Source organism: Streptomyces aquilus (assembly GCF_003955715.1).
Classification (GTDB): domain Bacteria; phylum Actinomycetota; class Actinomycetes; order Streptomycetales; family Streptomycetaceae; genus Streptomyces; species Streptomyces aquilus.
In genome coordinates this window covers 5689751-5713047 of record NZ_CP034463.1, presented here as the reverse complement: position 1 = coordinate 5713047, position 23297 = coordinate 5689751, and the positions used below count along the sequence as shown (strand labels likewise).

The following is a 23297-nucleotide window of genomic DNA, read 5'->3' as shown; positions in this document are numbered from 1 at the left end:
CGTCCGTCCTACATGGGCAGCGAATGCAGGCGCGCCCGCCCCGCCGGCCATACGGCGCCCTCGGCCAGCGGCAACCACATGGTGTGCAGCGGGTGGTCGACGACGGCCTCCCCCGGCTGCTCCACCCGCATGCCGTCCGGCGACTCCCGCCAGCCCAGCCGCCGGTACAGCGGCATCCGGTCCGGCAGGCAGAACAGCAGCCCGAACTCCGCGCCGGTGCCCCGCGCGTGGGCGACGGCGGCCTCCACCACCAGCCGCGCCAGCCCCTGGCCCCGCAGGTCCGGCGCGACGACCACCCCGCCGAGTCCCGCCACCGGGAACCGCCTCGCGCCGACCGACACCGTGGCGTCCACCAGGCCGGCGTGCGCCACCAGCCGCCCCTGGTGCCGGACGCCGAAGTGCACGTCCTTGTCCCGGGACCGCACCCCGAACGCGGCCACCTCGAACGGGTCGTCGAGGCCGCCGGTGATCTCGTCGAGGTCGGCTTTCGTGTAGTGCGGGAGTCGGTTGACCGAGTACGTCATGACGATCATCGTGTCACCGCGGGTGCTCCTCGGTGCACAGCCCCCTCAGCCACTCCGCGCATGCCGCGTCCGCCGCCGGGAGGCTCGTGCCGGGGAAGAGGCGGGTCCAGGCCCGGGTGGGGGCGAGGGCGCCCAGGCGGGTCGCCAGGGTCAGGGCGCGGCGCAGTTCCGGCAGCGTACGGCCGTCCCCGGTCCAGGGTTCGAGGTACGCGTCGCGGAGCCGGGGCAGCGCCTCGGGGCCGTACCGTTCGCGGACCCGGCGGGCGGGGACGGTGAAGCTGCAGAAGGGGTGGGAGATGTTGGCGTCGCCCCAGTCGAAGAAGGTGAAGCGGCCGGGCCCGGGGTGGAAGAGCTGACCGTCGTGCAGGTCGCAGTGGTCGAGGGAGTCGGGGACGCCGGTCCCGGCGAGTTCCGCGCACCAGTCGAGGAGGCGGGGGCGGAGGGCGGTCAGGCGGGCCCGGTCGGCCGGCTCCAGTGCGGTGTTCGCCGCCAGCGCGCTGTCGAAGATCGAGGGAAGGGCCGCGGCGCGGGCGTCCGGCACCCCGAGACGGCTCATCTCGTCGACGTACGGGACCAGAGCGCGCTGCATCCGCGCGTACTGCCCCGTGGCCCCCTCCCACGCCCGCACGTCGGCGGCGCCGCGCTCCAGCGCGTCCCGGAAGACCTCACCGCCGGAGGGCAGCAGCGCCCAGCCGCGTCCGGCGTCGACGGCGAGCGGCTCCAGCACATGTTCCGGCACCCAGCCGGCCAGCGCGGCGGTGAGCGCGCCCTCGAAGGCGCTCGCGGGCGGGTTGGCCTTGAACCAGACGTCGGCCCCGTCCCGCACGCCGATGCGCACCAGCACCGACCACGGCCGCAGCCGCACCCGCCAGTGCCCCGCCGGCCACAGCCCGCGCGCGGCGAGCCGGTCCTCCGCCCAGCCGAGCGCGGCCTCCCGCCACTCCGGCCGCTCCCAGGGGGTCACGGTGTCCTGGTAGTTCCCTCGGTCCACGCTCATCGACGCCTCGTGCTGCATCGGCCCATCCGAACATCACGGGCCCCCGCCTCACCAGCGGTTTTCGTGTCCCGACGGGCCACTGGGAGGATCATCGGACCGTAGGCGTGGATGAGGTGGGGAAGCATGGGGTTCGTGGTGCTGCTGGGCGTGCTCGCGTTCGTGATCTTCGGGTGCGTGTGCGTGGTGTGGGCCGCGCGCGGCGGGCCGCGGTGGGTGCGGGGCGTGGCCGCGGTGACGACCGGGCTGGGCGAGGTCGTACAGATGCTGGCGAAGAGCGGCAAAGGGAGCAACCGCTCCAACTCCGGCTCCAGCGACGACGGGAGTGACTGAACCGACGAGTGACTGAACCGACGAGTGACTGAGCCGCCGAGTGACTGAGCCGACCCGTCCCACCCCTTAACCCCGCCGTCGAACACGTGCATCATTGCGAGGTCGTTGTCGATGATGCTGACGAGGTGAGCGGTGCGCGTGCGAAGAGCCGGGACGGGGACGGCGGTTCTCTGCGCTGTGCTGCTGGTCGCCTCCTGCGGCCCCACCCAGCACGCCGAGAGCTCCGCAGACACCACCGGCGGCCCCGTACGGGCCAACAGCGCGCCCGGCGTCCTGCCCGTGCCGCGCGGCGACGGCAGCAAGGTCGCCGACGACTTCAACGGCGACGGCCACCGCGACCTCGTCCTCAACGACCTCGTCAAGGCGGAGAGCCACACCGACGACCCCGGCATCGGCATCGTCTACGGCAGCGCGCGTGGACTGCGGCCGGGGGCACGGCAGTTGGTGAGCGCGAAGAGGCAGGCGGTGGCCACCAAGGGCCAACTCCCCGCCGTCTTCGACGCGGAGGCGAGCTGTGATCTCGACAAGGACGGGTTCACCGACCTCGTCGTCTCCACCGACCCGCCCTTCGACGGGCAGGGGCAGCCGCCCGTCCCGCTCCAAGTCCTGTTCGGCTCCCCCACCGGACTGACCGGCAAGGCCGTCAAGCTCGCCGTCCCCGCCAAGTCCCGCGCGGGCAACGACTGGGCGGACCAGCCGGTGTGCGGCGACTTCGACGGCGACGGCGACGCGGATCTGGTCCTGCACGCCTCGGGCGGCCAACTGAGCTTCCTCCAGGGCCCGTTCAGCCGGAAGGGCGCCCCGCGCAAGGCCGGTGCGCCGATCCGGTCGCCGGGACAGGTGCCGGTCGGCCCGGCCGTGGACGTGAACCTCGACGGCTACGACGACCTCGTCGTCCGTACCGCCGAAGGCACCGCCGCCTCCGCCGTCGTCCTCGGCGGGCCCGCCGGTCCGACCCGTACCGGCGCCACCCTCCCGGCCGGCATCGACGTCGCCCTCGGCCGCTTCGGCGCGGGCAAGGCCTGGGACGCGGCGGTCGGCGCGATGGGCGGCACCGCCCTGCGCTACGACCTGCCCACCGCCGTCCGCGGCACCCTCGCCTCCCCCGGCTCGGTGCTCGACGCCGCGGACTTCGACGGGGACGGGCTGAGCGAACTCGTCTCCAGCGGCTCGCGGGTGAAGGTCTTCCGGGGCCGTACGAAGGGACTGTCCGCGTCGGCCATGGTCACCGTCGTACCGAAAGCCGTCGGGACGACACGGGTCGTCGGGGTCGGCGACTTCGACGGGGACGGCCGGGCGGACCTCGCGGTCCGCACCTACCGGGGCGAGACGAAGGACAGCGTCGCGGTGTTCTCCGGGACGAAGCAGGGCCTGGTGACGGCGGAGCCGACGGTCACCTTCTCGACGGCGGTGTTCCTCGGCTCGTGACGGCCCGCACGCCCCACGCGCCTCAGCTCGCACAAATATTTACCGAACTCACGTACAACCCTTGCCTCGCGCCGGCGGTCTCCTGATCGCCGACCGCGCTGTGTGCCCGAGGTGAGCCGAGAACCGCTCCCGGAGAACGCGTGCGGTCCCCCCACCCCAGCCACGGGAGGACCCCTCCATGCGCAGAAGCACCGCCGCCGCCCTCACCACCACCCTTCTGGCGACCGGCCTCACCCCGCTGTTCCTCGCCGCCCCGGCCTCCGCCGCCGTCGCCAAGCACTACGACGACTTCAACGGCGACGGCTACCGCGACCTGGCCTACAGCAACTACTCCAGCGGCATCTCCGGCCCCGGCGGCTGGCTGGGCGGTGCCGTCACCGTCGTCTACGGCAAGGCGAGCGGCCTCGACACCGGGCACACCCAGGTCGTCCACCAGGACAGCCCCGGCATCCCCGGCACCGGCGAGGAGGACGACTACTTCGGCGAGTCGCTCAGCAGCGCCGACCTGAACAAGGACGGCTACGCGGACCTGATCGTCGGCAACGGCACCGAGCACGTGGGCAGCGCGAAGTACCGCGGCACGGTCACCATCGTCTGGGGCTCCCGCACCGGCCTGTCCGGCGGCACCAGCCTCGCCCCGAGGTCCGGCGCGAACGGCTCCCAGTCCCACTTCGGCAGCGAGCTCGCCACCGGCGACTTCAACGGCGACGGCTCACCCGACCTCACGGTGATCGGCGGCGGCGAGGCGTGGCTGTACCGGGGCCCGTTCACCAAGTCCGGTACGACGGGCAGCGTCACCAAGATCGACAAGGAGGGCGCGGGCTGGTACTCGTACGGCCTGGCCGCCGGCAAGGTCAACGGCGACGGCAAGACCGACCTCGTGATCCTCGGCACCCAGTTCACCGGCCAGACCGACGCCAACCGCGTCTGGTACCTCAAGGGCGCCTCGTCCGGCCTGACCTCGGGCGCCTCGAAGACGTACGCGAGCGAGCCGTTCGCCGCCACGATCGGCGACTTCGACAAGAACGGCTACGGCGACATCGCGGTGGGCCTGCCCTGGAACAACGACGGCAAGGGCATCGTCAGCGTCTGGCGCGGCACGTCGTCGGGGCCGAGCGGCTCGATGACGTACAACCAGGCCTCCTCCGGCGTCTCCGGCAGCCCCGAGGCGGACGACAACTTCGGCTACTCGGTCTCGGCCGGCGACACCAACGGCGACGGCTACGCGGACCTCGCGGTCGGCGTCCCGCAGGAGGACGTCGACGGCAAGGAGGACCAGGGCGGCGTCACCGTCTTCCGCGGCGGCTCCGGCGGCCTGACCGGCACCCGCTCCACCTGGATCCCGCAGTCGGTCCTCGGCCCGGCCGACTCCTACGCCTCCTTCGGCTCCGCGGTCCGCCTGCGCGACCTCGACCGCGACGGCAAGGCGGACCTGACGGTGGGCGCGAACGGCGACGGCCTGCTGATGCGCGGCACCGGCACCACCCCGACCGCGACGGGCTCCGCCCACCTGCCGGAGTACGGCGGCGGCTTCCTCGACTGACCCTTCTTCACCTTCCTTCACTGGAGCACCTCTATGCGCCCCCTCAGAACCGCCCTCGCGGCCGCCACCGCCGCCGCCCTGACCGGCGGTCTGCTCACCCTCGCGTCCGCCACGACCGCCGCCGCGGCCCCCTCCGGCCTCGCCGGTGACTTCAACGGCGACGGCTACCGGGACGTGGCCATCGCCGCCCCCATCGCCAAGGTGAGCGGCAAGACCGGCGCGGGCTACGTCGCCGTCGTCTACGGCACCAAGAGCGGCCTCGACACGAGCAAGCGCCAGATCATCAGCCAGGCCACGGACGGCATCCCGGGCAGCCCGGAGGCGTCCGACTACTTCGGTGACCGCCTCACCTCGGGCGACTTCGACGGCGACGGCTACACCGACCTCGTCGTCGGCGTGCACGGCGAGCGGATCGGCTCCACCGACTCCTTCGGCGCGCTGACCGTGCTGTGGGGCGGCGCGACCGGCATCAAGTCCGGCACCGACATCTCCTCCCCGCTGCCGGAGTACCGCAACGAGCTGGGCTGGGTCATCGCGGCCGGCGACTTCGACGGCGACGGCCACACCGACCTCGCCGCCGGCAACAACTCCACGCCCGCCCTGAACATCTTCAAGGGCCCCATCTCCCGCACGGGCAAGGCGAGTTCGCTGGTCGGCGTCGACACCGTCGACCAGACCACGATCTACCCCGACGGCCTGATCGCGGGCGAGGTCAACGGCGACGGGAAGACGGACCTGCTGGTCATGGGCCAGGAGGAGACCAGCGGCGGGGAGTACCGCACCCGCAGCGTCCTCTACACCGGCAACGCCACCACCACCGTCAAGGCCGGCAAGAAGCTCGCGGGCGGCTACGCGGGCGTCATCGCCGACGTCGACAAGGACGGCTACGGCGACATCGTCACCGGCAACTTCATGGAGAAGTCGACGACCGAGCCGAACGGCGGCCCGGGCGGCGCGGTGACGGTGACGTACGGCGCGGCCACCGGCCTGTCCACCCGCACCCCGGTGAAGTTCACCCAGGACTCGGCGGGCGTCCCGGGCACGGCCGAGAAGAACGACTTCTTCGGCTGGAGCCTGTCGGCCGGTGACGTCAACGGCGACGGTTTCCCCGACATCGCGGTCGGCGCCGCCCAGGAGACCATCGGCTCGGCGAAGAACGCGGGCACGGTCACGATCCTGCGCGGCTCGGCCACGGGCCTGACCGGCACGGGTGCGAAGTCCTACTCCCAGAACACCGCGAACGTCCCCGGCACGGCCGAGTCCTACGACCAGTTCGGCTACGCGGTCCAGCTCACGGACGTCGACGACAACGGCCGCACCGAACTGGTCGCCTCCGCCTCCGGCGAGAACACGAGCGACGGCGCGGTCTGGTTCCTGAAGTCCACGACGTCCGGCCTCACGGCCACCGGCTCGAAGTCCTTCACCGGAACGACGCTGGGCGGCCCGTCGGGCGACGCGTACTTCGGCGACGTACTGGAAGGCTGAGCAGCGCGGAGCCGGACCGGCTGACGAACCGGGAACCCTCGTGACCTTCAGGGATTCCCCGTAAGGGATGTCACAGCTCGGCAGCAAAGCCGGGCCCGAACGCCCGGGCCCGGCACGCCGCTCTCCGGGACCAGGTACGTTCGAAGGCGTGGCTGGATTCAGGATCGGACGCGGCCGGGACAACGGCGCTCCTCACACGCGACCGCAACAACCTCCGTACGGGCAGCAGGCCCCGCAGGGACCGTCGTACGGCGGCTACCCCGCGCCGCCGCAGCAGCCGTACCCCGGGCAGCAGCAGGGGTACGGCGGCGGTCACCAGGGCGGCGGCTACGACGAGCCGGAGTACTTCGGCGACGGCGGCTACGGCCAACCGCCCGCCGGCCCGGACCCGTACGCGGCGAACCAGCCGGGCCACACCCAGGCGTTCTCGGTCGGCGAGGACCCGTACAACCAGGGCGGCACCTACCGCGCCGGCTCCACACCCCCCGCGGGCCCGGTCGGCCCCCGTCTGCACTGGAAGGACCTGCTGAGGGGCATCGTCACGGCCCCCAACCAGACCTTCCTCCAGATGCGCGACTACACGATGTGGGTCCCGGCCCTCATCGTGACCTTCCTCTACGGCCTGCTCGCCGTCTTCGGCTTCGACGGCGCGAGGGAGGAAGCGATCAACGCGACCCTCTCCAACGCCGTACCCATCGTCCTGACGACGGCCGTCGCCATGGTCCTGTCCTCCTTCATCCTCGGCGTGGTCACCCACACCCTGGCCCGCCAGCTCGGCGGCGACGGCGCCTGGCAGCCCACGGTCGGCCTCTCCATGCTGATCATGTCCCTGACCGACGCACCCCGTCTGGTCTTCGCCATGTTCTTCGGCGGCGACGCGACCTTCGTCCAGGCCCTCGGCTGGGCGACCTGGGTGGCCGCGGGCGCCCTCCTGACCCTGATGGTCTCCAGGTCCCACGACCTGCCGTGGCCGAAGGCGCTGGGCGCGTCGGCGATCCAGCTGATCGCGCTGCTGTCGATCGTGAAGCTGGGGACGTTCTAGAGGTTGCCACGGCTCACCACCGCAGGTTGATACGGCTCATCACCGCGGCGTGGACCTCCGAGAAGGCCGCGTCGCGGTGCAGGTCCACGGTCAGGGCGTTCATGTCACGCAGGATGTCGGCCAGCCCCGGGAGCTGGGCGCGGATCTCCGTGTAGAGGTCCATGTCCTCCCGGAACCCCTGGAGGTTGGCCGCCGACACGGACTTGAGCGCCTCGTCCAGCTCGGCGATCTGCTCCTCCCAGTAGCGCACGTACGCGACCCGGTCCTGCGGCCGGTGGATCCGCGCGTCGGGGAGCACCACCGGGAACACCCGCTCCCGGAAGTCCCCGTGCCTGGCGACCTGCAACAGCTCGAACAGACAGCTCTGCGACTTGAGGTAGGCGTCACTGATCACGAGGATCACGCACTTGCCCTGACCGATGCGCTCCATGAACCGCCCGATGGACGCCTTGTACCCGGCGTCCCGCCGGTCGCGCACCATGACGAGGCCGCGCTCCTGGAAGGCGGCGTCCAGTTCGTCGGCGAGGGCGTCGCTCTCCTCGCTCCAGGAGTACGACAGATAGACGTCCGCGGGCTGCTCCCGCGACGGGGACTGAAGTACCGCGACCCGGGATCTCAGCGCCTCCAGCTGCATGTCCGCCCGCAGCCCTCCGAACGCCGGATGGTCGAAGGGGATGGCGTACAACGTCAGTACCAGGTCGAACAGCGCGACGACATACCTGTCGTACCAGACGTCGTCCTGGAACTCGCCGGGCACCAGGCCACGCAACTCGTCGGGAAGGCTCCCCTCGGCGGCACCGGTGCGCAACAGCGGGGCGACACGCGGCGACCGGCCCGGGCGCGTCCGACGCCGCGCCCGGATCAGCGCGGCGTCGGCACCGAGCCGCGCGAACGCCCGTGCGTACGCACGTGTCACGACCGCCAGCACGAAGTCGTCCTCCTGGACGTCGCCCGCCTCCTCGACGACCAGCACCCCGGCATCACGCAGATCGCGGGCGAGTTGAGCGGCCCACTCCGCGTCCTCGGGCAGATGGCTGACGTAGCACCGGGGCACGGCACGGTCGGCGCGGAAGCTCTTCACCCGTACCAGGCGGGTCTCGTACGCGCCGCGCAGCCGCGCCGCCGCCCGGTCCGTCCCGACGAGCCGCCTGTCCTCCTCGCCCAGCGCCACCGGCCCGTCGAGATCCGGCAGCGCGACGCGCTCCCCGCACCGGGAGCAGAACATCGTCCGCAGCCCGTCCCGCAGGGCGCCGATCACCACCGTACGGTCCTGCCGGTGGCCGTTCCCACAGGCCACCGGCGGGAAGGGGGTCACGGTGACGTCGCGGCGCTCGTAGAGGAAGCCTTCGAGGAGCCCCTGGAAGGCGTTCCGGCCGTACGGCGGCACCGCGTCGCTGTAGTGGAGCACGAGCTCGATCTCGCCCTCCCGCTCCTGGAGGAGGCGCAGACCGCAGATCTCACCGCTGCCCATCTCGAACTGCGCCTGGTTCTGCCAGTAGTTGACGCGGGTGAACCGGCGGGTGTGGCCGAGCAGCACCACGAGCGCCGCATAGACGTTCTCCACCCGGCCGCGGACGACGTAGGTCATGTCGTCCACGGTCTCGACGGCGTCGTACAGGGGCCTCTTCTGCTTGATGAGACCGGGGAAGATCAGCAGGGTCTCCGCGCCGAGGGTCTCCCGGAAGCAGAGGTTGTGCTCCAGGAACCGCGCCACCGCGGCGTCGACGAGGACCTGTTTCTCGTCGGGTGCCAGCGTCTCCAGCTCCGGGAAGCGGTACTCACCGGCCAGCAGGGAGGCCTCGCTCATCGCACCGAGTTCCTGCGGGTGCTTGTCGGCCTGGAGGAAGATCGAGGAGGCCAGGTCGACCAGCAGCTCGGGGGCCAGCAGGATCGCCTCCGCGCCGGCCGAGGTGCGCAGCACCGACACATAGCCGTGGTTCTCCAGGTGTCCGACGGCGGTCATCATCTCGTCGTCGGTGAACCGCCAGCCGGCGTCCGTGGCCTGGAGCTGCTCCCTCAGCTCCGGCGGCCGGACCAGGACCTCGCTGCGGTCGGGCCGTTCCTTCAGCGCCAGGACGTACTCCTTGATGCGCTTGAAGGTGACGGTGGTGACCGTGGTCGTCATCCGCTCCCACTGGATCTGACCGCGTAACAGCTCCATCAGCTCGCCGACCCCGGCGCCGGTCGCGGCGCTGGTGCTGACGTATCCGCCGCTGATCCCCCGGCTCTGGCAGAACTGCTGAAGGTCCGACGACGGCAGGGCCGAGGTGCCCCGGTCGTCGCGCGCGCCGACCAGGACGGTCGGCGGGAGACTGCCTCCGCCGGACAGCTGCTGGAGCCAGAACTCGACGCCCTTCAACGGTTCCTGACGGTTGGTCGGGTCGAAGAGCACGAGCGCGAGGTCGACGTTGTCGAGGAAGATCGCGTGCACGGGCCGGTACACGTGCTGCCCCGCGAGGTCCCACAGCACGGCCTCGCAGTCGGTGCCGTCCGCGCGCTGTGTCCGTACGTCGTCGACGACCCAGAACTGCTGCCCGTGCGTCGACGCGTGCTCCCGGAACTCGTCGTGCGCCAGCCGCCATCCGAGCCCGGTCTTGCCGACTCCCGAGTCGCCGACGAGGACGACCTTGGCGGTCATGTAGCGGACGGACTCGACGGGGGCCGGCTGGCCGAGGAGCTGATCGAGGTCGTATTCCCAGATGGAGAGGCCTGAGTGGGCGGTCCATACGGCGAGGCGGGGGAGGGTGGGGTGGAAGGCGAGGGCGGCACCCCAGGCGATGTAGGCCGCTTCGGCTCCGTCGAGGTCGACGCCGCGCTGGACGACGTCATCGGCATCGTCGTCAGGGAGCCGCAGCGTAGCGACGCTGGTCCAGCGGTCCGCGTGCCACAACCGGATCGTGCCGTCGGCCGAGACCGTCGCCACGAGTCTCCCGTCCGCTGAGACCCCCGTGTCCCAGATGCTGTCGGTGTGGCCCTCGATGACCAGGGCGGGTTCTGCTCCGGAGTCGGGGCGGACCACACCCCGGAGGCTTCCGCCGGTGGTACCGGCCACGAGCACATCGCCGTCGGCTGACCAGGCGAGACAGTTCACGATGTCGTCGTGGGTCCACTGGAATTCCGGCCCGGCGCCAGTGTCCGCGTTCCAGGCCCGGACGCGTTGATCGGCCGAGCCGGTGGCCAGCGTGCGGTCGTCCGGCGACCAGGCGAGACAGTTCACGTAGTCGCGGTGCGCCTGGATGGTCCGCAGCAACAGTCCCGTACGGGCGTCCCAGATCCTGGCCGTATGGTCCTGGGCACCCGACGCGAGCCGGTGGCCGGCGTGTGCCCAGGCGACCTGGCCGACCCAGCCGGTGTGCTCCGTCAGGTGCACGGAGTGCCGGGGCTTGTCCAGATCCCATATCCGCACACCGTCGTGCCCGCAGGCCCCCGCCAGCCGCAGACCGTCCGGCGACCAGGAGACCCGGTTGACAAAGCTCCTGTCGCCGGTCGCCCACAGCTCAGCGATCTCGACGTCACCCTCCACGTCCCGGATGCTGACCCGGCCCGTGCCGCTCGGGACGGCGATCAGCCGCCCGTCCGGCGACCAGGCCACATACCGCCCGCACCCCACAGCCGACGGGTGTCCCAGCCCCTGCCTGAGCCACACACCGGTGCTGGACGACTCCCCGTACTCCGCCATGATCCCCCGCACGTGCCCCGAGCCCGTCCCCTGCTGTGGAGAACCAGGTTAGAACCAACGGCACGTGCGGGCAGGCAAGTTCATCCTGGCTACCGCTACTGGACGTCGACGAAGTCACCCGCGGCGTTGACGGCCGGGGTGGTCGAGGTGCCCGCGAAGGAGTAGCGGAAGTAGCCGTCGGTGGCGGCGGTGACGGTCGTCTTGAGGTTGCCCGTCGAGTCGGTCTTGATGGTCTTGACGGTCGTGTAGGTGCTGGAGCCCTTCTTGCGGAACTGAAGCTTGACCGACTGGCCCGCGTACCCGTGGTACAGGTTGTCCTCCCAGTTGGCCCGGGAGAGCTTGCCGGTGACCGTGACGGCCTTGCCCTTCTTCACCGGTTCCGGCGAGGCGTTGACCGTCAGCTTCGAGGCGCGCTGCACCTTGAAGGTGCCGGCCGCGTCACGGTGGATGTAGTCGAAGTCGTTGGCGGAGACGAGCGCACCGAGGTTCCAGGTGCCCGCCGCGGCGTTGTCGGCGAAGCCGGTCGACGCCTGCGGGTCGAAGGTCAGCGTGCCCGAGCAGGTCGACGTGGTGGCGCCGGCCTTGACGCAGGTGATGTCGCCGTCGTCGTACCAGATCGTCGCGAAGTTCGGGCCCGGCCCGTCGCCGCTGATGTACGACGTCTTGGCGATGCCCGAGTTGTCGGTCGCGGTCACGGACACCTTGGCGGACACCACGTTGGTGGTGCCCACCACGACCGGCTTGCCGCCGTTGACGACGACCTTGTCGATCGTGATGTCCCCGGCACCGCCGTCGTCCGCCTGGGCACTGGTGGCGCCGACCGCGGTGACGGCCAGCGCGACGCTGGTGCCGAGCAGGGCAAGGCGCGTGGTTGCGCGCATGAACGTCCCCCCATGGAGTCCCTGACCGGTCAGAAGTGAGCTGACCGGATGTGATCAGAGGGGAGCGTACGACGTTGGCCAAGGCCTAACCACGCGGTTATGTCAACGGCTTCGCCACAGCACTGTCACGAAGCCGGCAAGCAGCCGAGACGACCAGGCCTCAGGCGTCGAGAACCTGCCCGGCCCGCTTGACCACTGGCGGTTCCACGCTCCACGGGAAGTTGATCCACTCATCGGTCCGCTTCCACACGTACTCGCACTTCACCAGCGACTGCGACTTCTCGTAGATCACGGCGGAACGCACCTCGGCGACATGGTCGAGGCAGAAGTCGTGCACCAGCTTGAGCGTCTTGCCGGTGTCGGCGACGTCGTCGGTGATCAGGATCTTCTTGTCGGAGAAGTCGATGGCGTTGGGGACGGGGGCGAGCATGACGGGCATTTCCAGGGTGGTCCCCACGCCCGTGTAGAACTCCACGTTGACCAGGTGGATGTTCTTGCAGTCCAGGGCATACGCGAGGCCTCCGGCGACGAAGACACCACCCCGCGCGATGCTGAGCACGATGTCCGGCTCGTACCCGTCGTCGGCGATGGTCTGCGCGAGCTCGCGGACGGCGGTGCCGAAGCGCTCGTAGGTGAGGTTCTCCCGTACGGCTGCGTCGCTCATGCTCACACCTGCGTCCGATGGAAGTTGAGGAAGGAACGGGAGGCGGTGGGCCCGCGCTGCCCCTGGTACCGGGAGCCGTACCGCTCACTGCCGTACGGGAACTCGGCCGGCGACGACAGCCGGAACATGCACAGCTGGCCGATCTTCATGCCGGGCCACAGCTTGATGGGGAGGGTGGCGAGGTTGGACAGCTCAAGGGTGACGTGCCCGCTGAAGCCGGGGTCGATGAACCCGGCGGTGGAGTGGGTGACGAGCCCGAGCCGCCCGAGGGAGGACTTCCCCTCAAGGCGGGAGGCAAGATCATCGGGGAGAGTGATGACCTCATACGTGCTGGCGAGCACGAACTCGCCGGGGTGCAGGATGAACGGCTCGTCGCCCTCCGGCTCCACGAGCCGCGTCAGATCGGCCTGCTCGATGGAGGGGTCGATGTGCGGGTACCGGTGGTTCTCGAACACCCGGAAGTAGCGATCGAGGCGCACGTCGATGCTGGACGGCTGCACCATGGATTCGTCGTAGGGATCGATCCGTACCCGCCCGGCGTCGATCTCGGCCCGGATGTCCTTGTCTGAGAGAAGCACGTCCCGAGGATACGCAAGGCGCGCGGACCGATTCGAATCGGACGCCGCGCGCCTGTGTCACTGCCGGGTGATCGCTGCCGTGGCTAGTGCTTCTCCAAGGTCACCGGTACGACGCTACGGAGCCGCGCACACCGTGGACATCGGACCAGCCGACCGGGGCCGAGCCGCTCGGCCTGCTGCATCGGGAACGAAGCGGTGCTGAACACGTGCCCATCGGCACAGCGGACGACGGTGCGTTCCATCAAGTCCCAGAGTCCCTTCCCCAAGAGCCCCGTCCGGCTGTTGCTCGCCGGACGACAAATGCCACATTACGGGATGGAAGGAACGACTCTCCAGGCGGCACTCCGACCACTCCCGGACCCTCTCCCACCTCTCCACCGTACGCCCCAACTCCGGCCCCCCGCAGCCCTGTCACACCCCGTTAACGCACTCAGACCCCACGGCTTCAGCGCCGGGGGTCTGACATGAGGTAGAGTGACGAGGCATTACGACACCGGTCGAACCGGCGTCTTACGCGGGTGTAGTTTAATGGTAGAACATCAGCTTCCCAAGCTGAGAGCGCGAGTTCGATTCTCGTCACCCGCTCCATGTGAAACCCCCAGGTCGATGACCCGGGGGTTCTTTGTTGTCTAGACCGGTGGGTGGGTCGCGCACCACAACCGCACCATTAGCTATCGGCGACCTCCTCGCTGTGGTGCGCGGGGCGGTTCTTGTGGTGCTTCGCACGCTCGGCGCGGACCAGGTCATCGAGGCCCGCGGCCACCTCTCGCTGCCGCGCCTCGTCGGAGTGCTGATAGATCAGCGCGGCTTTCTCAGAGGACTGTCCGGCGCGAACCATCGTGTCTTTGAGGGTCGCCCCGGAGCGGGTCGAAAGGGTGTGCCCGGTGTGACGAAGGTCGTAGAAACGGAAGCCGTCCGGGAGGCCGGCGGCAGGACGGGCGCGCCGCCACTTCCGGCCGAACGACGTGCGCCGGAAGGGCGCTCCCTTCTCCCCTACGAAGACGAGCCCGTCGGGCCCCTTCTCGGCGAACCAGGCGAGGTGCTGCTTCACCTCCTTGTGGAGGAACGGCGGGAGGACAACGACACGCACGCCCGCCTCTGACTTGGTCTCGCCGGGAGCCCTCTTGCCGTTGGTCCGCTCAGGCTCAGCGACGCGGACTCGGATCACGAGGTGGTCGACGTCGACGTCCCGGCGGCGGAGGCCGGCCAGTTCCTCGGGACGCATCGGACCGTAGGCGCCGAGGTAGACCATGAGGCGCCAGCGGATGCCGATCGCCTCGGCGAGAGCGTCGACCTGGGCGACGGTGGCGATACGACGTTCGGCGGCTGACTCCTTGCCCGCTCCCTTGATTCGGCACGGATTGCGGCTGATCAGGTCGTCGTCGACCGCTGTCTCCAGGATGCCCTTGAGAAGGCGGTACGCCTTGGCGATGGTCGTCTTGGCTTTGGTGGTGCGGAGCCTCTCGGCACGCCATTCGCGGACGCGTGGCGCAGTAATCTCATCCAGGTCGAGGTCACCGAAGGTCGGGAGGATGTGGAGCCGTAGGAGATCCTCGTAGAGGTCTACGGTGCGCACTGACAACTCTCGTTCCTCGACCCACTTCTCGGCGTAGACGCGGAAGTTGACCGATCCGGCGTCCGGAGCGCGCCAGTCTCCCCGGGTGAGATCCGCCTCTACCTGAGACAGCCAGACCTCCGCGTCCTTCTTGGTCTCGAACGTCTCCTCCGCGCGGATGCGCTCACCGTCAGGGCCGAGGTAGGAAGCAGTCCAGCGGCCGGACCTGTACCGCCTCACCGCGCCGAAGCGGCGTCTCCTGCCCTTCTTGTTGGCCATCAGGCAGCCCTCCGAAGGCTGGTGCGCCGGAGCCTGATCGGCTCGACGGTGCGGGACCGGATGAACTCCTCGACCACGCTCTCGGGGATACGCACATGCCGGCCGAGCTTCACGTACCGAATGCGTCGCTCCTCGATCAGCCGCCGAGGGAATCGGACGCTCGTACCGAGCAGCTCGGCGACCTGGTCGACGGACAGGTAGCGGTCGGTCATGCGGTGGGCTCACCTTCCGTTCCGGGGGCAGGGTCGAGGGATGCGGACAGCCAGGCCTCGGTGTCGGAGAGGCCGGTTCCGGCGAACACCCAGTGCGCGAGGACGTACGTGGTGTTGGTGATGGGGCCGTTGGGGGGTGCGGCTTGTGCGCGGTGCCATTCGGCGCGGGCGTCGCGGAGGGCGCCGAGGGTGGTGGAGTAGCGGCGGGACTTGGTGGAGAAATGGCCGCGGAAGCCGAGCATGTGGGCCCAGGCGCGGAGACGGAGGTGTTCGAGGCTCTTGCGGGCGCCGAGGGTCCAGGCGGTCCGGATGAGGCGGCGGGCGTGATCGCTGATGTCGAGCTGGGCCAGTTCGGCGGCGAACTTCAGCGGGCGGTCTAGAGCTCCCATCGCCGTCTCGGCACCTTTGGTGGCGTATTTGGCGATGTAGGCGGCGACGGCTCGCTCGGTCAGTTCCTGGCCGTCGTTGAAGTCGGCGGATCGGATGGTGCGGACGTCGAGTTGGCGGCCGAACGTGAAGGTGTGGGCCCGGCCGTCGATGGTCGGGCCGTCCACGCGGACCTTGGTCGCGGCGGCTTCGATGGCGTCGGTGAGGAGTTCGGCGGTGGCCCAGGCCGGGGGTGGGGTGTCTCCTCCGCCGGGGCCGTCGAGGCGTATGACCGCGTGGAAGTGGACGGCTCCGCGTTTCTGGTATTCGGCGACCTTGGCGAAGGAGACGCGGGCGTGGTCGCCAAGCCTGCGCTGGGAGAGGCCCGCGCGCTTGGCGACCTCCCGGCGCAGGTACGTCGAGAAGCGCCGCCAGAGCTGTCCGGCGTGGGCGTTCCAGAGGACGGCTGCTTCGTAGTCGTAGGTGTCCGAGTTGAGCGGGGTGCCGAGTGTCTCGTCGTCCTGGTCGTGGTGGATGCCGCAGCGGCAGGGGCGGCCGTCGGTGCGGCGGTTGTGGACCGGGCCGAAGCCGGGGGCCGTGAAGGTGGCGAAGACGCGCGGGTGGGCGCCGACTTGTTCCGGGGTGCCCTTGCCTCCGCGCAGTCCGGCCGTGATCAGTTGGAAGGTGTCGCGGCGGTAGACCTCCGCGCAGGCCGGGCAGCGGGTGGTGCGGCGGTTGTTGCAGCGGACGAGGAGCTGGCCGGCAGGGAGGTCTGTGGAGTCGAGGTGGTGGAGGACGGCGCCGATCTCGCCGGTGGTGGTGTCGACGTCGTACTCGGTGCGGTGGCCGTCGAGACGGATCGGGTGGGTGCAGCCGCCGAGGGTGGAGAGTTGGCGGAGGAAACCGGGGAGCGTGCCCTGTGCGGCCAGGTTCGCAAGTTCCGGGAGTGGGGCCGGAGTGGTGCGGGTGAAGATGGCGTTTCTCCTTCTGGCTGACTCGGTCGGGAGGAACAGGCCCCGGGGCGGCGTGATGCTTAGTCGAGCGACGCCGCCCCGGCGGTCTGGCGGGGTTCAGCGCCGCTGGTCGCGGAGCATCGAGCGAAGGACGACGGCGGCCACGGCTACCGAGATGGCCGTGACGGCGACGGCGGCCAGGAGCGCGGTGAGGACGACACCGCCGACGACCAGGGCCGCGATCGTCTTGTGGTCGATGGAGACCGACGGGAGCGAGCGCTGGACGGGTGCCGGGTCGGTGGGGGCGTGGGTGTGTGCGGGCGGCGGTGTCGGGTTGTCGGGGTACTTGGGCAGCAGCACGGTCGATCTCTCCTCATCTACTCGTCTAGGTATGTGAGCTGTTTATGACGTCCACGCCGGTGCGCGTGCCGGACTCGATGGCGGGGGCGAAGAAGGTCTGCGGGAGCCAGAAGCCGAAGAGGGCGATCAGTACGACGACCCAGGTACGGACGCCGAGGAACTTGACCGCTCCCCAGGCGAAGAAGCCGAGGACGACGACGAGCGGCAGGCTGACGGTCACGGTGTGCAGGTCCTTTCAGCGGACGGGGCAGCGGTGAGTGCGGGCGGCGAGTTCGGCGGCGGCACGGCTGTCGTAGTCGGCGGAGAAGCCGCAGCGCGGAGCGGTACAGGCGGCGGTGTGCTTCTCCCGGCCCCGGTCGTCGTACGACGTGGCGACCTGGACGGGGCCGGTCCGGGTGACGTTGCGGAAGCGGCGGTTGGCGGGCATGTGGCCTCTCCTTTCAGAGCTGGGCTGCGATGGCTTCGGCCATGGGCTCGGGGACGCCGAGGCGGGCGCGGAGGGTTGGGGTGTCGATCGGGATGCCGGTGCGGGTGTGGTGTTCGGTGGCGACCTTGCGGGCGTGGTCGACCAGGGCGGCCGGGACGGGTACGGCGGGGCGCTTGGGCGGCCCTTCGATGGCTGGTTGGGCGGGTGGCTCGGGGGTGGGTTCGGGCGCGTCCTCCTGGTCCTCGATGACCTCGGTGTCGTTGGCCGGTTTCGTCGTCGTGGTGGAGTGGGCGAGGAGCGTTCCGCCGAGGAAGGCGACCGCGGGCCAGCCCGCGACGAGGATGCGCAGCCACGCCGGCACCTGGTCCAGGTCGAGCAATCCGGCGGTGGCGACGTTCGCGCCGAGAGAGGCGGCGAGTGCGATGACGAACCAGCACCACCCGGACGATTTCGCCTCACCGGACCGGAGTCGACGCCAGGCGGCGACGAGCAGCAGGTCGACGGAGACGGGGTAGGCCCACGCTTTCCATCCGTCCTGTCCTGCCGCAGAGGCGATGTCGTGGATGTGAGCGAAGGACAGCGCGGCGGCGATCAGCGCCTGGACGAGCACCGCGTCGACGCGGGCCAGTTGGGCGCGCATGAGCGGCTCCTTCCGGGTTCAGGCATGGGAGGGGTAGGGACGTGGCGCGAGAAGGTCACGCCGACCGGGGAGGGGTGGAGGTCAGTCGGGCATCTGGTACGGCCGGATGACGACGGTCGGTGCTTCGACCGGTCGTACCGGCACGTGGGGCCGGAACGGCTTGAGTGCCGACAGGTCGGGCACCAGGTGCGCGGTGTCCTGGCAGATGTCGGCGGCGTCGCCGAGGGATAGGTACGGCGTGCGGATGCGGGACCAGCCGCCGGAGGTGTCACCGGCGACGGCCAGGCCGGGGCGTTCGGGGGCGATGGCGCAGGGGGCCATGACCGCTTCCGGGGCGATGTCGCCGAGGGCCATCTTGGCGGAGGCTTCGTCGTTGACTCGGTGGCAGACGCGGCCGGTCAGCTGGGCGCGCAGCATGGTGGCGCCCTTGCCAAGTTCGGCGCCGAAGCGCTGTCCGCAGACTTCGAGGTAGATGCCGGCGGCGCGGCCGAGTTGGGCGAGGCGGATGAGTTGGGTGACCATCTCGTCGCGGCGTTCCTCGTCCTTCTTGGTGGCGACGAGGAAGAGTTCGGCGACCTCGTCGACGAACAGCATGATGGGGGTGGGGCGTTCGTGCTCCGGCAGGCCCCAGATGTCGGAGGTGATCTCCTCGTCGGGGATGCCGGGGGCGATGCCCTGGCGGGCCTTGATCAGGTCGTAGCGGTCCTCCATTTCCTGGACGAGTGCGGGCAGCAGCTCGGCGGCCTGTTCCGGGTCGGTGGCGAGTGCGGAGAGCCGGGGTGCGAAGGGCGCCAGTTCGACGCCGCGCTTGCAGTCGATGCCGACGAGGGCAACTGGCTGCGGGGCGAGTCCGGTGATCAGGTGGCGCAGGTACATGGACTTGCCGGACAGGGTGGCGCCGAGGGTGAGTTGGTGGGGAATGGTGCGGTAGTCGCGTACGAAGGGGATGGCGTCCTCGCGGAGCGCGACCGGGATGCGCAGGTGCCCGCTGTCAACCTTGCGGGGCATCCGTACGCGGCGCAGAACGTCGTACCCGACGAGCCGGAGTTCGACAACGCCGGGCTTGACGGTGGTGACGTAGACGGCGTGAACGCCCCAGGCGTGCCGCAGCCGTTCGGCGGAGGCCGCGACGTCGGCGGGTTCCTGCCCGGGGGCGAGCCGGAGCCGTATCCGCAGTCCGGTCGCGGTGGGCCGGATGAGGCCCCGACGGGGCGGGACGGGTCGTATCTCTCGGTTGGTGGTGGCCTTGACCGCGAGGACCCGCAGCCGGGACGGGGCAACGGTCAGGCCGCATGCCTCCATGACGGAGGCGTACGAGCCGAGCAGCCGGGCGGTGGAGACCGGCAGGCCCACGGCGGACCAGTAGACGGCCGGGTGCCTGGCCCGGGCGTAGGCGGCCCCGCCGCTGAGCGCGGCGACAGGACCACCCACCTCCAGGAACGTCGCTATGTCGGTCATCAGGCAGCGGCCCCGCTCGCGGCAGCCGGGAAGGCGGCCGGGGTGATGGCGGCGGCGCGGTAGGCGATGCCGTGGCGCTGCTGGCCGTTGAAGACGCTTTCCCACGGCCGGGCGATGAGCCCCGGCAGCGAGACGGGCGAGCCGAGGGCCAGCCCGTCAGCGATGCCGCCCTCGGGGATGGTGACCTTGATCAGCGACGATTCGCCGTCCTCGATGTAGACGACGCCGACGGTCATCAGCGGCTCACCGCTGACAGTGTCGGTGGCCCGCTCGCCGGTCTGACGGTCGCGGACCTTCGGCTCAGGGGCCTCGGTCAGCAGGATCGTCGCAGCGGAGGTTTCAACGCGGATGGTACGCAAGGGAGTTGTCCTATCTACTCGTCTATACATGATGCGTCCTGCGAACCCGATCTCCGAGTTCGCGTGGACCACTCTGCCACTCAACTTGCCCACTCGTCTATACGAGTATGCCTGTTGAGGTGTACGAGTCCGAGAACCGACCCCGCGCACCACCGCAAACCATGACGATCAGGTCGCCGGAAGCTGGTACGACAGCACGTATGCGTCAGCCGCCATCACGGTGTCGCAGACCTCCACGGCTCGCCCCTCGGTGTCGAAGGCGGTCCGGACGAGGTGGATGACGGGCACGCCGGAGGCCAGGCGGAGCGTCTTCACTTCGGCCGGCGAGGGCATCCGGGCGCGGATCTCCTCCTCGAAGTGGTCGAGGCGGTGGCCGAGTTCTTCGAGGCGGGCGTAGATGCCACCGGGTCCCGGGTTGGGTTCGGCGATCTGCGTCCCGCGGGCGATGTCGAGGGGCAGGTAGGAGGTGGCGAACTCGACCGGGCGCCCGTCGAGGAGATACCGGCGCCGCCGGGCGAGGACGCGCCGTACGGAGCCGAGCCGGGTGGAGATGTCCTGGCTGGCCTTCTCTTCCTTGACCTCAAGGCTGTCGACCTGGGGGTGACTGCCGACCGTGTCGGCTTCGACGATGAAGGCAGACTTGCCCTGCTCGCGGTGTCGCCGCGCGAACCGGTCGGAGGCGAGTCGCCGCACGGGCGGCCGGGGCCGCACGAAGACGCCCTTGCCGTGCTCGGCGTGCACGAGCCCTTCCCCCTGGAGGATAGAGAAGGAGTTTCGGACCGTCATACGGGATACCCCGTAATGATCGACAAGCTCTGCTTCCGAGGGCAGCTTCTCGCCCTCCCTGAATCGCCCACGGTCGATGGCCTCACGCAGTTGGTCGGCGATCTGGCGGAAGACCGCACGATCACTCGTGGGGTCGAGATCACCGAGAAGGCCCGAAGAAAGAGGGCTCACGTGTACTCCTTTAGGTATCTAGACGAGTGGGCGAGTCTTGTTGCTACGGTGGAGAGCCTAGCCAGCCGAGAGGGCCGAGGAACGTGAGCATGGACCGTCCGCACTCCGTGAGCGTCGCCGGAGTGGTCGTCGACGCCCAGGGCCGGGCCCTTCTGATCCAGCGGCGCGACAACGGCAAGTGGGAACCCCCGGGCGGCGTCCTCGAACGCGAGGAGACCATCCCCGAGGCCCTCCAGCGTGAAGTCCTCGAAGAGACCGGCATCAAGATCGCACTTCCGGCGACCCTGACCGGCGTCTACAAGAACATGACGGGCCTGATCGTCTCCCTGGTCTTCCGCTGCCAGGCCGCCGACGGCACGCCCACCACCGGCGACGAAACCCGCGCACTGCGCTGGGCCACCCGCGAAGAAGTCTCCGAACTCTCCGACGAGGCGTATGCCATCCGCGTCCTGGACGCACTCGACGCAACGTCCCCGCCGGCCATCCGCGCCCACGACGGCGTGAAACTCGTCTAGCCCGAACCCGCTGCACATGGCGGCCTACCAGCACGAAGGAACTTGTATGCACGAGTATACGAGTACAGCCCGGGTCTGGGGGCTCACTTGCCCAGGATTTCCGGAAGAGGTGAGCCGGGCCCGCCGCTGGACCCGCGACATCCTGCGCGGATCGCCACTCGCGGAAGACGCGGAACTGATCGTGAGCGAACTGAGCGCCAACGCGATCCTGCACACCGCCAGCGGCCGGGAGGCAGGCAGCTTCCATCTGGCTGTGGCGGTGTCGGCGCAAGTGGTCGCGGTGTCGGTCACGGACGACGGCGGCACCGGGACGGCCCCGAAGGTCGAGCACCAGGACCAGGAGGCCGAGCACGGCCGGGGCTTGGGCATGGTCAGCGTCATCGCTCACCGGGTCGTGGTCCACGACAGCGACGGCGGCCACACCGTCACCGCGGAACTCTTCACCCACGCCCGCATGGGAGGCCACCCGTGCTGACGAACGGACCCCGCCGCGGCTACTGGTGCGAATGCTGGACCCAGGACCTGGCCGGGGAGGAGCGGCCAGCGCTCCGGGCATCCTTCGACGCCTACTCGGCTCCCCAGGCGGACAGATGGGTAGCAGTCACGCTCCGCACGATCTCCCCCGTGCTGGACTCAGACGCCTCGGACGTTGCGTGGGCCTGGCTCTCCCAGGGCCGCATCGCAACCCGGCAAGCCCTCTTACGCTCCGAGCCCTGCACGGTCACGATCACCCAGGACCACACCCGCATCACATGGACGATCCGACCAGCGATCTTCCTACCACTCGCCCACCGCCAAGGCGCCGAACTCCCAGCCTGCGCAAACGACTTCAAGCCCCACACGCCCGACTGAGTTACAACTTTCTCTACTAGTTCAAGGCGGCTCGCTCCGCTCCCCGCGCGCGGCCCGGCCCCCGGCCGGGCCTGCGCTCCTGTCTCCGCCCCGCTCCAGCCCGGCCGGCGCCCGTGCCGCGCTCAAAGCATGCAGCCGCCTGATGCCAGAGAAGGGGTACGTCGTGGCTGGGGCGGTCGGCTCCACGGCTTTAGGCAGCCACTTTGGCGCGAGCCTCGAAGATCATGGCCCCAACGTCGTGCTTTACCGGGCAGGTCCACAGACTGCCCGACGCGCCGGAAGCTTACGGGGCCATGATCACTCGCGCCAAAGCAGCTCCAGCCCAAAGCCGCTCCGCCGACCTTTTCGAGCTATCTGTTCAGGAAATCGAAGACAATCCGTGCCGAATCACTTGTCGCTCGATGACTCCGAATTGCACACATAGCCACGGCCGAATACTCTCTAGTCCGCTTCAACGATCGCGCCAGGTCATTCATAGCTTCTCGATAACGGTCACGCGCCGACGACTGTTTCGATGCATTCCATCGCCTTTGCGCCTTGTCAGCATCGTCGCAAAGCTTCAGGATTTGGGCGTAAACCGCGCGACGCGCCTCCACTAGGGGCACGTGATCCAAATGATAATACTTGGTGGAAGTAGTCACCTTTTCGTCACCAGCATTGTCGAGATCAACCCTAAGAGGATTGGCGGATACCTGGCCCGTTTCATCGAACCACAGCAGGGCAACATCAGTCGCGGAGCAGGGGTCAATCAGGAGTGGAATCTCCTCGGACAGGATGTCATCAGGACCCTTAGCCCGCTCGGATCCAGCTAGGACAGGGAAATAATCTGATTTACCCCCAGCAGTGCCGTCAGGCCCATTACGCCACGAGTTACAGAAAGTGCAAGCGAAACGGAAGTTCTCATAGTCAAATGCCAGCCACCAATAGCCCGGATGGTCGGTTCCTTTAACTGAGGACTTCGGGCGGTAATGGTCAACCGCGTTGTCTGAGCGATGATCTCGCGTTTCGCAGTACCAACACTTACCGTGACTCACGGCCGCAAGGTCAGCCTTTAGCTCACGCCAGAGCTTACTATTCTCATCGATAATGCGTGCCCTGTCTTTTGCGCTTTTTGCCGCCGCAAGGTCCTTCTTCAGTTTCCTGGCAGACGCAAGCCAGGATGCACTGAGACGGAGTCCCACTTCTTCGATGTCAACGAATATCAAATTCGCCC

Annotated in this window: 25 protein-coding genes and 1 tRNA gene; 9 read left to right on the top strand and 17 right to left on the bottom strand. The window is 69.4% G+C overall.

Translation table 11 applies throughout. The features are described from left to right. Positions 1-8 precede the first annotated feature (8 nt). The gene (locus EJC51_RS26195; protein ID WP_244362855.1) at positions 9-524 is read right to left on the bottom strand and encodes a GNAT family N-acetyltransferase; all 516 of its coding nucleotides are present in this window, start codon (positions 522-524) and stop codon (positions 9-11) included. A gap of 13 nt (positions 525-537) precedes the next feature. Next, positions 538-1539 carry a phosphotransferase gene (locus EJC51_RS26190; protein WP_126273325.1) on the bottom strand — a complete coding sequence of 334 codons (1002 nt, stop codon included), beginning with the start codon at positions 1537-1539 and terminating at the stop codon, positions 538-540. Positions 1540-1644: 105 nt separating this feature from the next. Between EJC51_RS26190 and EJC51_RS26185 the strand changes: the two genes are divergently transcribed. From EJC51_RS26185 to EJC51_RS26165, 5 genes are all read left to right on the top strand, one after another. Continuing rightward, positions 1645-1851, top strand: a complete 207-nt coding sequence (locus EJC51_RS26185; protein WP_126273324.1) for a hypothetical protein — start codon at positions 1645-1647, stop codon at positions 1849-1851. A 132-nt stretch (positions 1852-1983) separates the two neighbouring features. After that, a complete protein-coding gene (locus EJC51_RS26180) occupies positions 1984-3279 on the top strand; it encodes an FG-GAP repeat domain-containing protein (RefSeq protein ID WP_126273323.1) in 1296 nt (431 codons plus the stop codon). Positions 3280-3457: 178 nt separating this feature from the next. After that, positions 3458-4822: an FG-GAP and VCBS repeat-containing protein gene (locus EJC51_RS26175; RefSeq protein ID WP_126273322.1), complete on the top strand. Its 1365-nt coding sequence runs from the start codon at positions 3458-3460 to the stop codon at positions 4820-4822. Positions 4823-4855: 33 nt separating this feature from the next. Beyond that, positions 4856-6307 carry an FG-GAP-like repeat-containing protein gene (locus EJC51_RS26170; protein ID WP_126273321.1) on the top strand — a complete coding sequence of 484 codons (1452 nt, stop codon included), beginning with the start codon at positions 4856-4858 and terminating at the stop codon, positions 6305-6307. A 67-nt stretch (positions 6308-6374) separates the two neighbouring features. Then, on the top strand, positions 6375-7349 hold the full coding sequence (locus tag EJC51_RS26165) for a Yip1 family protein (RefSeq protein WP_126273320.1): 975 nt from the start codon (positions 6375-6377) through the stop codon (positions 7347-7349). A gap of 13 nt (positions 7350-7362) precedes the next feature. Here EJC51_RS26165 and EJC51_RS26160 read toward each other — a convergent pair whose 3' ends face one another. The 4 genes from EJC51_RS26160 to dcd form a co-directional block, all read right to left on the bottom strand. Continuing rightward, on the bottom strand, positions 7363-11028 hold the full coding sequence (locus EJC51_RS26160; RefSeq protein ID WP_126273319.1) for a WD40 domain-containing protein: 3666 nt from the start codon (positions 11026-11028) through the stop codon (positions 7363-7365). A gap of 95 nt (positions 11029-11123) precedes the next feature. Next, positions 11124-11909 carry a calcium-binding protein gene (locus EJC51_RS26155; RefSeq protein ID WP_126273318.1) on the bottom strand — a complete coding sequence of 262 codons (786 nt, stop codon included), beginning with the start codon at positions 11907-11909 and terminating at the stop codon, positions 11124-11126. Between the two features lie 160 nt (positions 11910-12069). Next, a complete protein-coding gene (locus tag EJC51_RS26150) occupies positions 12070-12573 on the bottom strand; it encodes a phosphoribosyltransferase (RefSeq protein ID WP_126273317.1) in 504 nt (167 codons plus the stop codon). 2 nt (positions 12574-12575) lie between these two features. Beyond that, positions 12576-13151: a dCTP deaminase gene (dcd, locus tag EJC51_RS26145; protein WP_079305965.1), complete on the bottom strand. Its 576-nt coding sequence runs from the start codon at positions 13149-13151 to the stop codon at positions 12576-12578. 514 nt (positions 13152-13665) lie between these two features. On the opposite strand from dcd, the gene EJC51_RS26140 reads away from it, so the two are divergent. Then, a tRNA-Gly gene (locus EJC51_RS26140) sits at positions 13666-13739 on the top strand. 79 nt (positions 13740-13818) lie between these two features. On the opposite strand, the gene EJC51_RS26135 is transcribed toward EJC51_RS26140, so the two are convergent. From EJC51_RS26135 to EJC51_RS26090, 10 genes are all read right to left on the bottom strand, one after another. Continuing rightward, entirely contained in the window at positions 13819-14985 is a 1167-nt protein-coding gene (locus tag EJC51_RS26135) for a tyrosine-type recombinase/integrase (protein WP_126273316.1), read from the bottom strand. Further along, positions 14985-15197 carry an excisionase family DNA-binding protein gene (locus EJC51_RS26130; protein WP_126273315.1) on the bottom strand — a complete coding sequence of 71 codons (213 nt, stop codon included), beginning with the start codon at positions 15195-15197 and terminating at the stop codon, positions 14985-14987. The genes EJC51_RS26135 and EJC51_RS26130 overlap by 1 nt, the downstream gene beginning before the upstream one ends. Next, entirely contained in the window at positions 15194-16492 is a 1299-nt protein-coding gene (locus tag EJC51_RS26125; protein WP_208870834.1) for a replication initiator, read from the bottom strand. The genes EJC51_RS26130 and EJC51_RS26125 overlap by 4 nt, the downstream gene beginning before the upstream one ends. 141 nt (positions 16493-16633) lie before the next feature. Beyond that, positions 16634-16876, bottom strand: coding sequence for a SpdD protein (locus EJC51_RS26120; protein ID WP_126273313.1), 243 nt, complete (start codon positions 16874-16876; stop codon positions 16634-16636). 25 nt (positions 16877-16901) lie between these two features. Continuing rightward, a complete protein-coding gene (locus tag EJC51_RS26115; protein WP_126273312.1) occupies positions 16902-17096 on the bottom strand; it encodes a hypothetical protein in 195 nt (64 codons plus the stop codon). A 15-nt stretch (positions 17097-17111) separates the two neighbouring features. Continuing rightward, positions 17112-17303 (bottom strand): mobile element transfer protein, encoded by a 192-nt coding sequence (locus EJC51_RS26110; RefSeq protein ID WP_126273311.1) that lies wholly within the window; start codon positions 17301-17303, stop codon positions 17112-17114. Positions 17304-17316: 13 nt separating this feature from the next. After that, positions 17317-17943 (bottom strand): DUF2637 domain-containing protein, encoded by a 627-nt coding sequence (locus tag EJC51_RS26105; RefSeq protein ID WP_126273310.1) that lies wholly within the window; start codon positions 17941-17943, stop codon positions 17317-17319. Between the two features lie 81 nt (positions 17944-18024). After that, positions 18025-19401 carry an FtsK/SpoIIIE domain-containing protein gene (locus EJC51_RS26100; RefSeq protein ID WP_126273309.1) on the bottom strand — a complete coding sequence of 459 codons (1377 nt, stop codon included), beginning with the start codon at positions 19399-19401 and terminating at the stop codon, positions 18025-18027. Beyond that, entirely contained in the window at positions 19401-19760 is a 360-nt protein-coding gene (locus tag EJC51_RS26095; RefSeq protein WP_126273308.1) for an SCO3933 family regulatory protein, read from the bottom strand. The genes EJC51_RS26100 and EJC51_RS26095 overlap by 1 nt, the downstream gene beginning before the upstream one ends. A 168-nt stretch (positions 19761-19928) precedes the next feature. Next, complete coding sequence (locus EJC51_RS26090) at positions 19929-20717, bottom strand: GntR family transcriptional regulator (protein ID WP_126273307.1); 789 nt, start codon at positions 20715-20717, stop codon at positions 19929-19931. Positions 20718-20824: 107 nt separating this feature from the next. Between EJC51_RS26090 and EJC51_RS26085 the strand changes: the two genes are divergently transcribed. The 3 genes from EJC51_RS26085 to EJC51_RS48835 are packed head-to-tail and all read left to right on the top strand — an operon-like array spanning position 20825 to position 22084. Next, positions 20825-21232 (top strand): NUDIX hydrolase, encoded by a 408-nt coding sequence (locus EJC51_RS26085; protein ID WP_126277137.1) that lies wholly within the window; start codon positions 20825-20827, stop codon positions 21230-21232. 46 nt (positions 21233-21278) lie between these two features. Then, a complete protein-coding gene (locus EJC51_RS26080) occupies positions 21279-21707 on the top strand; it encodes an ATP-binding protein (RefSeq protein ID WP_126273306.1) in 429 nt (142 codons plus the stop codon). Next, positions 21701-22084 carry a hypothetical protein gene (locus EJC51_RS48835; RefSeq protein ID WP_126273305.1) on the top strand — a complete coding sequence of 128 codons (384 nt, stop codon included), beginning with the start codon at positions 21701-21703 and terminating at the stop codon, positions 22082-22084. The genes EJC51_RS26080 and EJC51_RS48835 overlap by 7 nt, the downstream gene beginning before the upstream one ends. Before the next feature lie 350 nt (positions 22085-22434). Here the strand turns inward: EJC51_RS48835 and EJC51_RS26070 are convergent, their stop codons facing one another. Further along, the gene (locus EJC51_RS26070; protein WP_126273304.1) at positions 22435-23289 is read right to left on the bottom strand and encodes an HNH endonuclease family protein; all 855 of its coding nucleotides are present in this window, start codon (positions 23287-23289) and stop codon (positions 22435-22437) included. Positions 23290-23297: the final 8 nt, after the last annotated feature.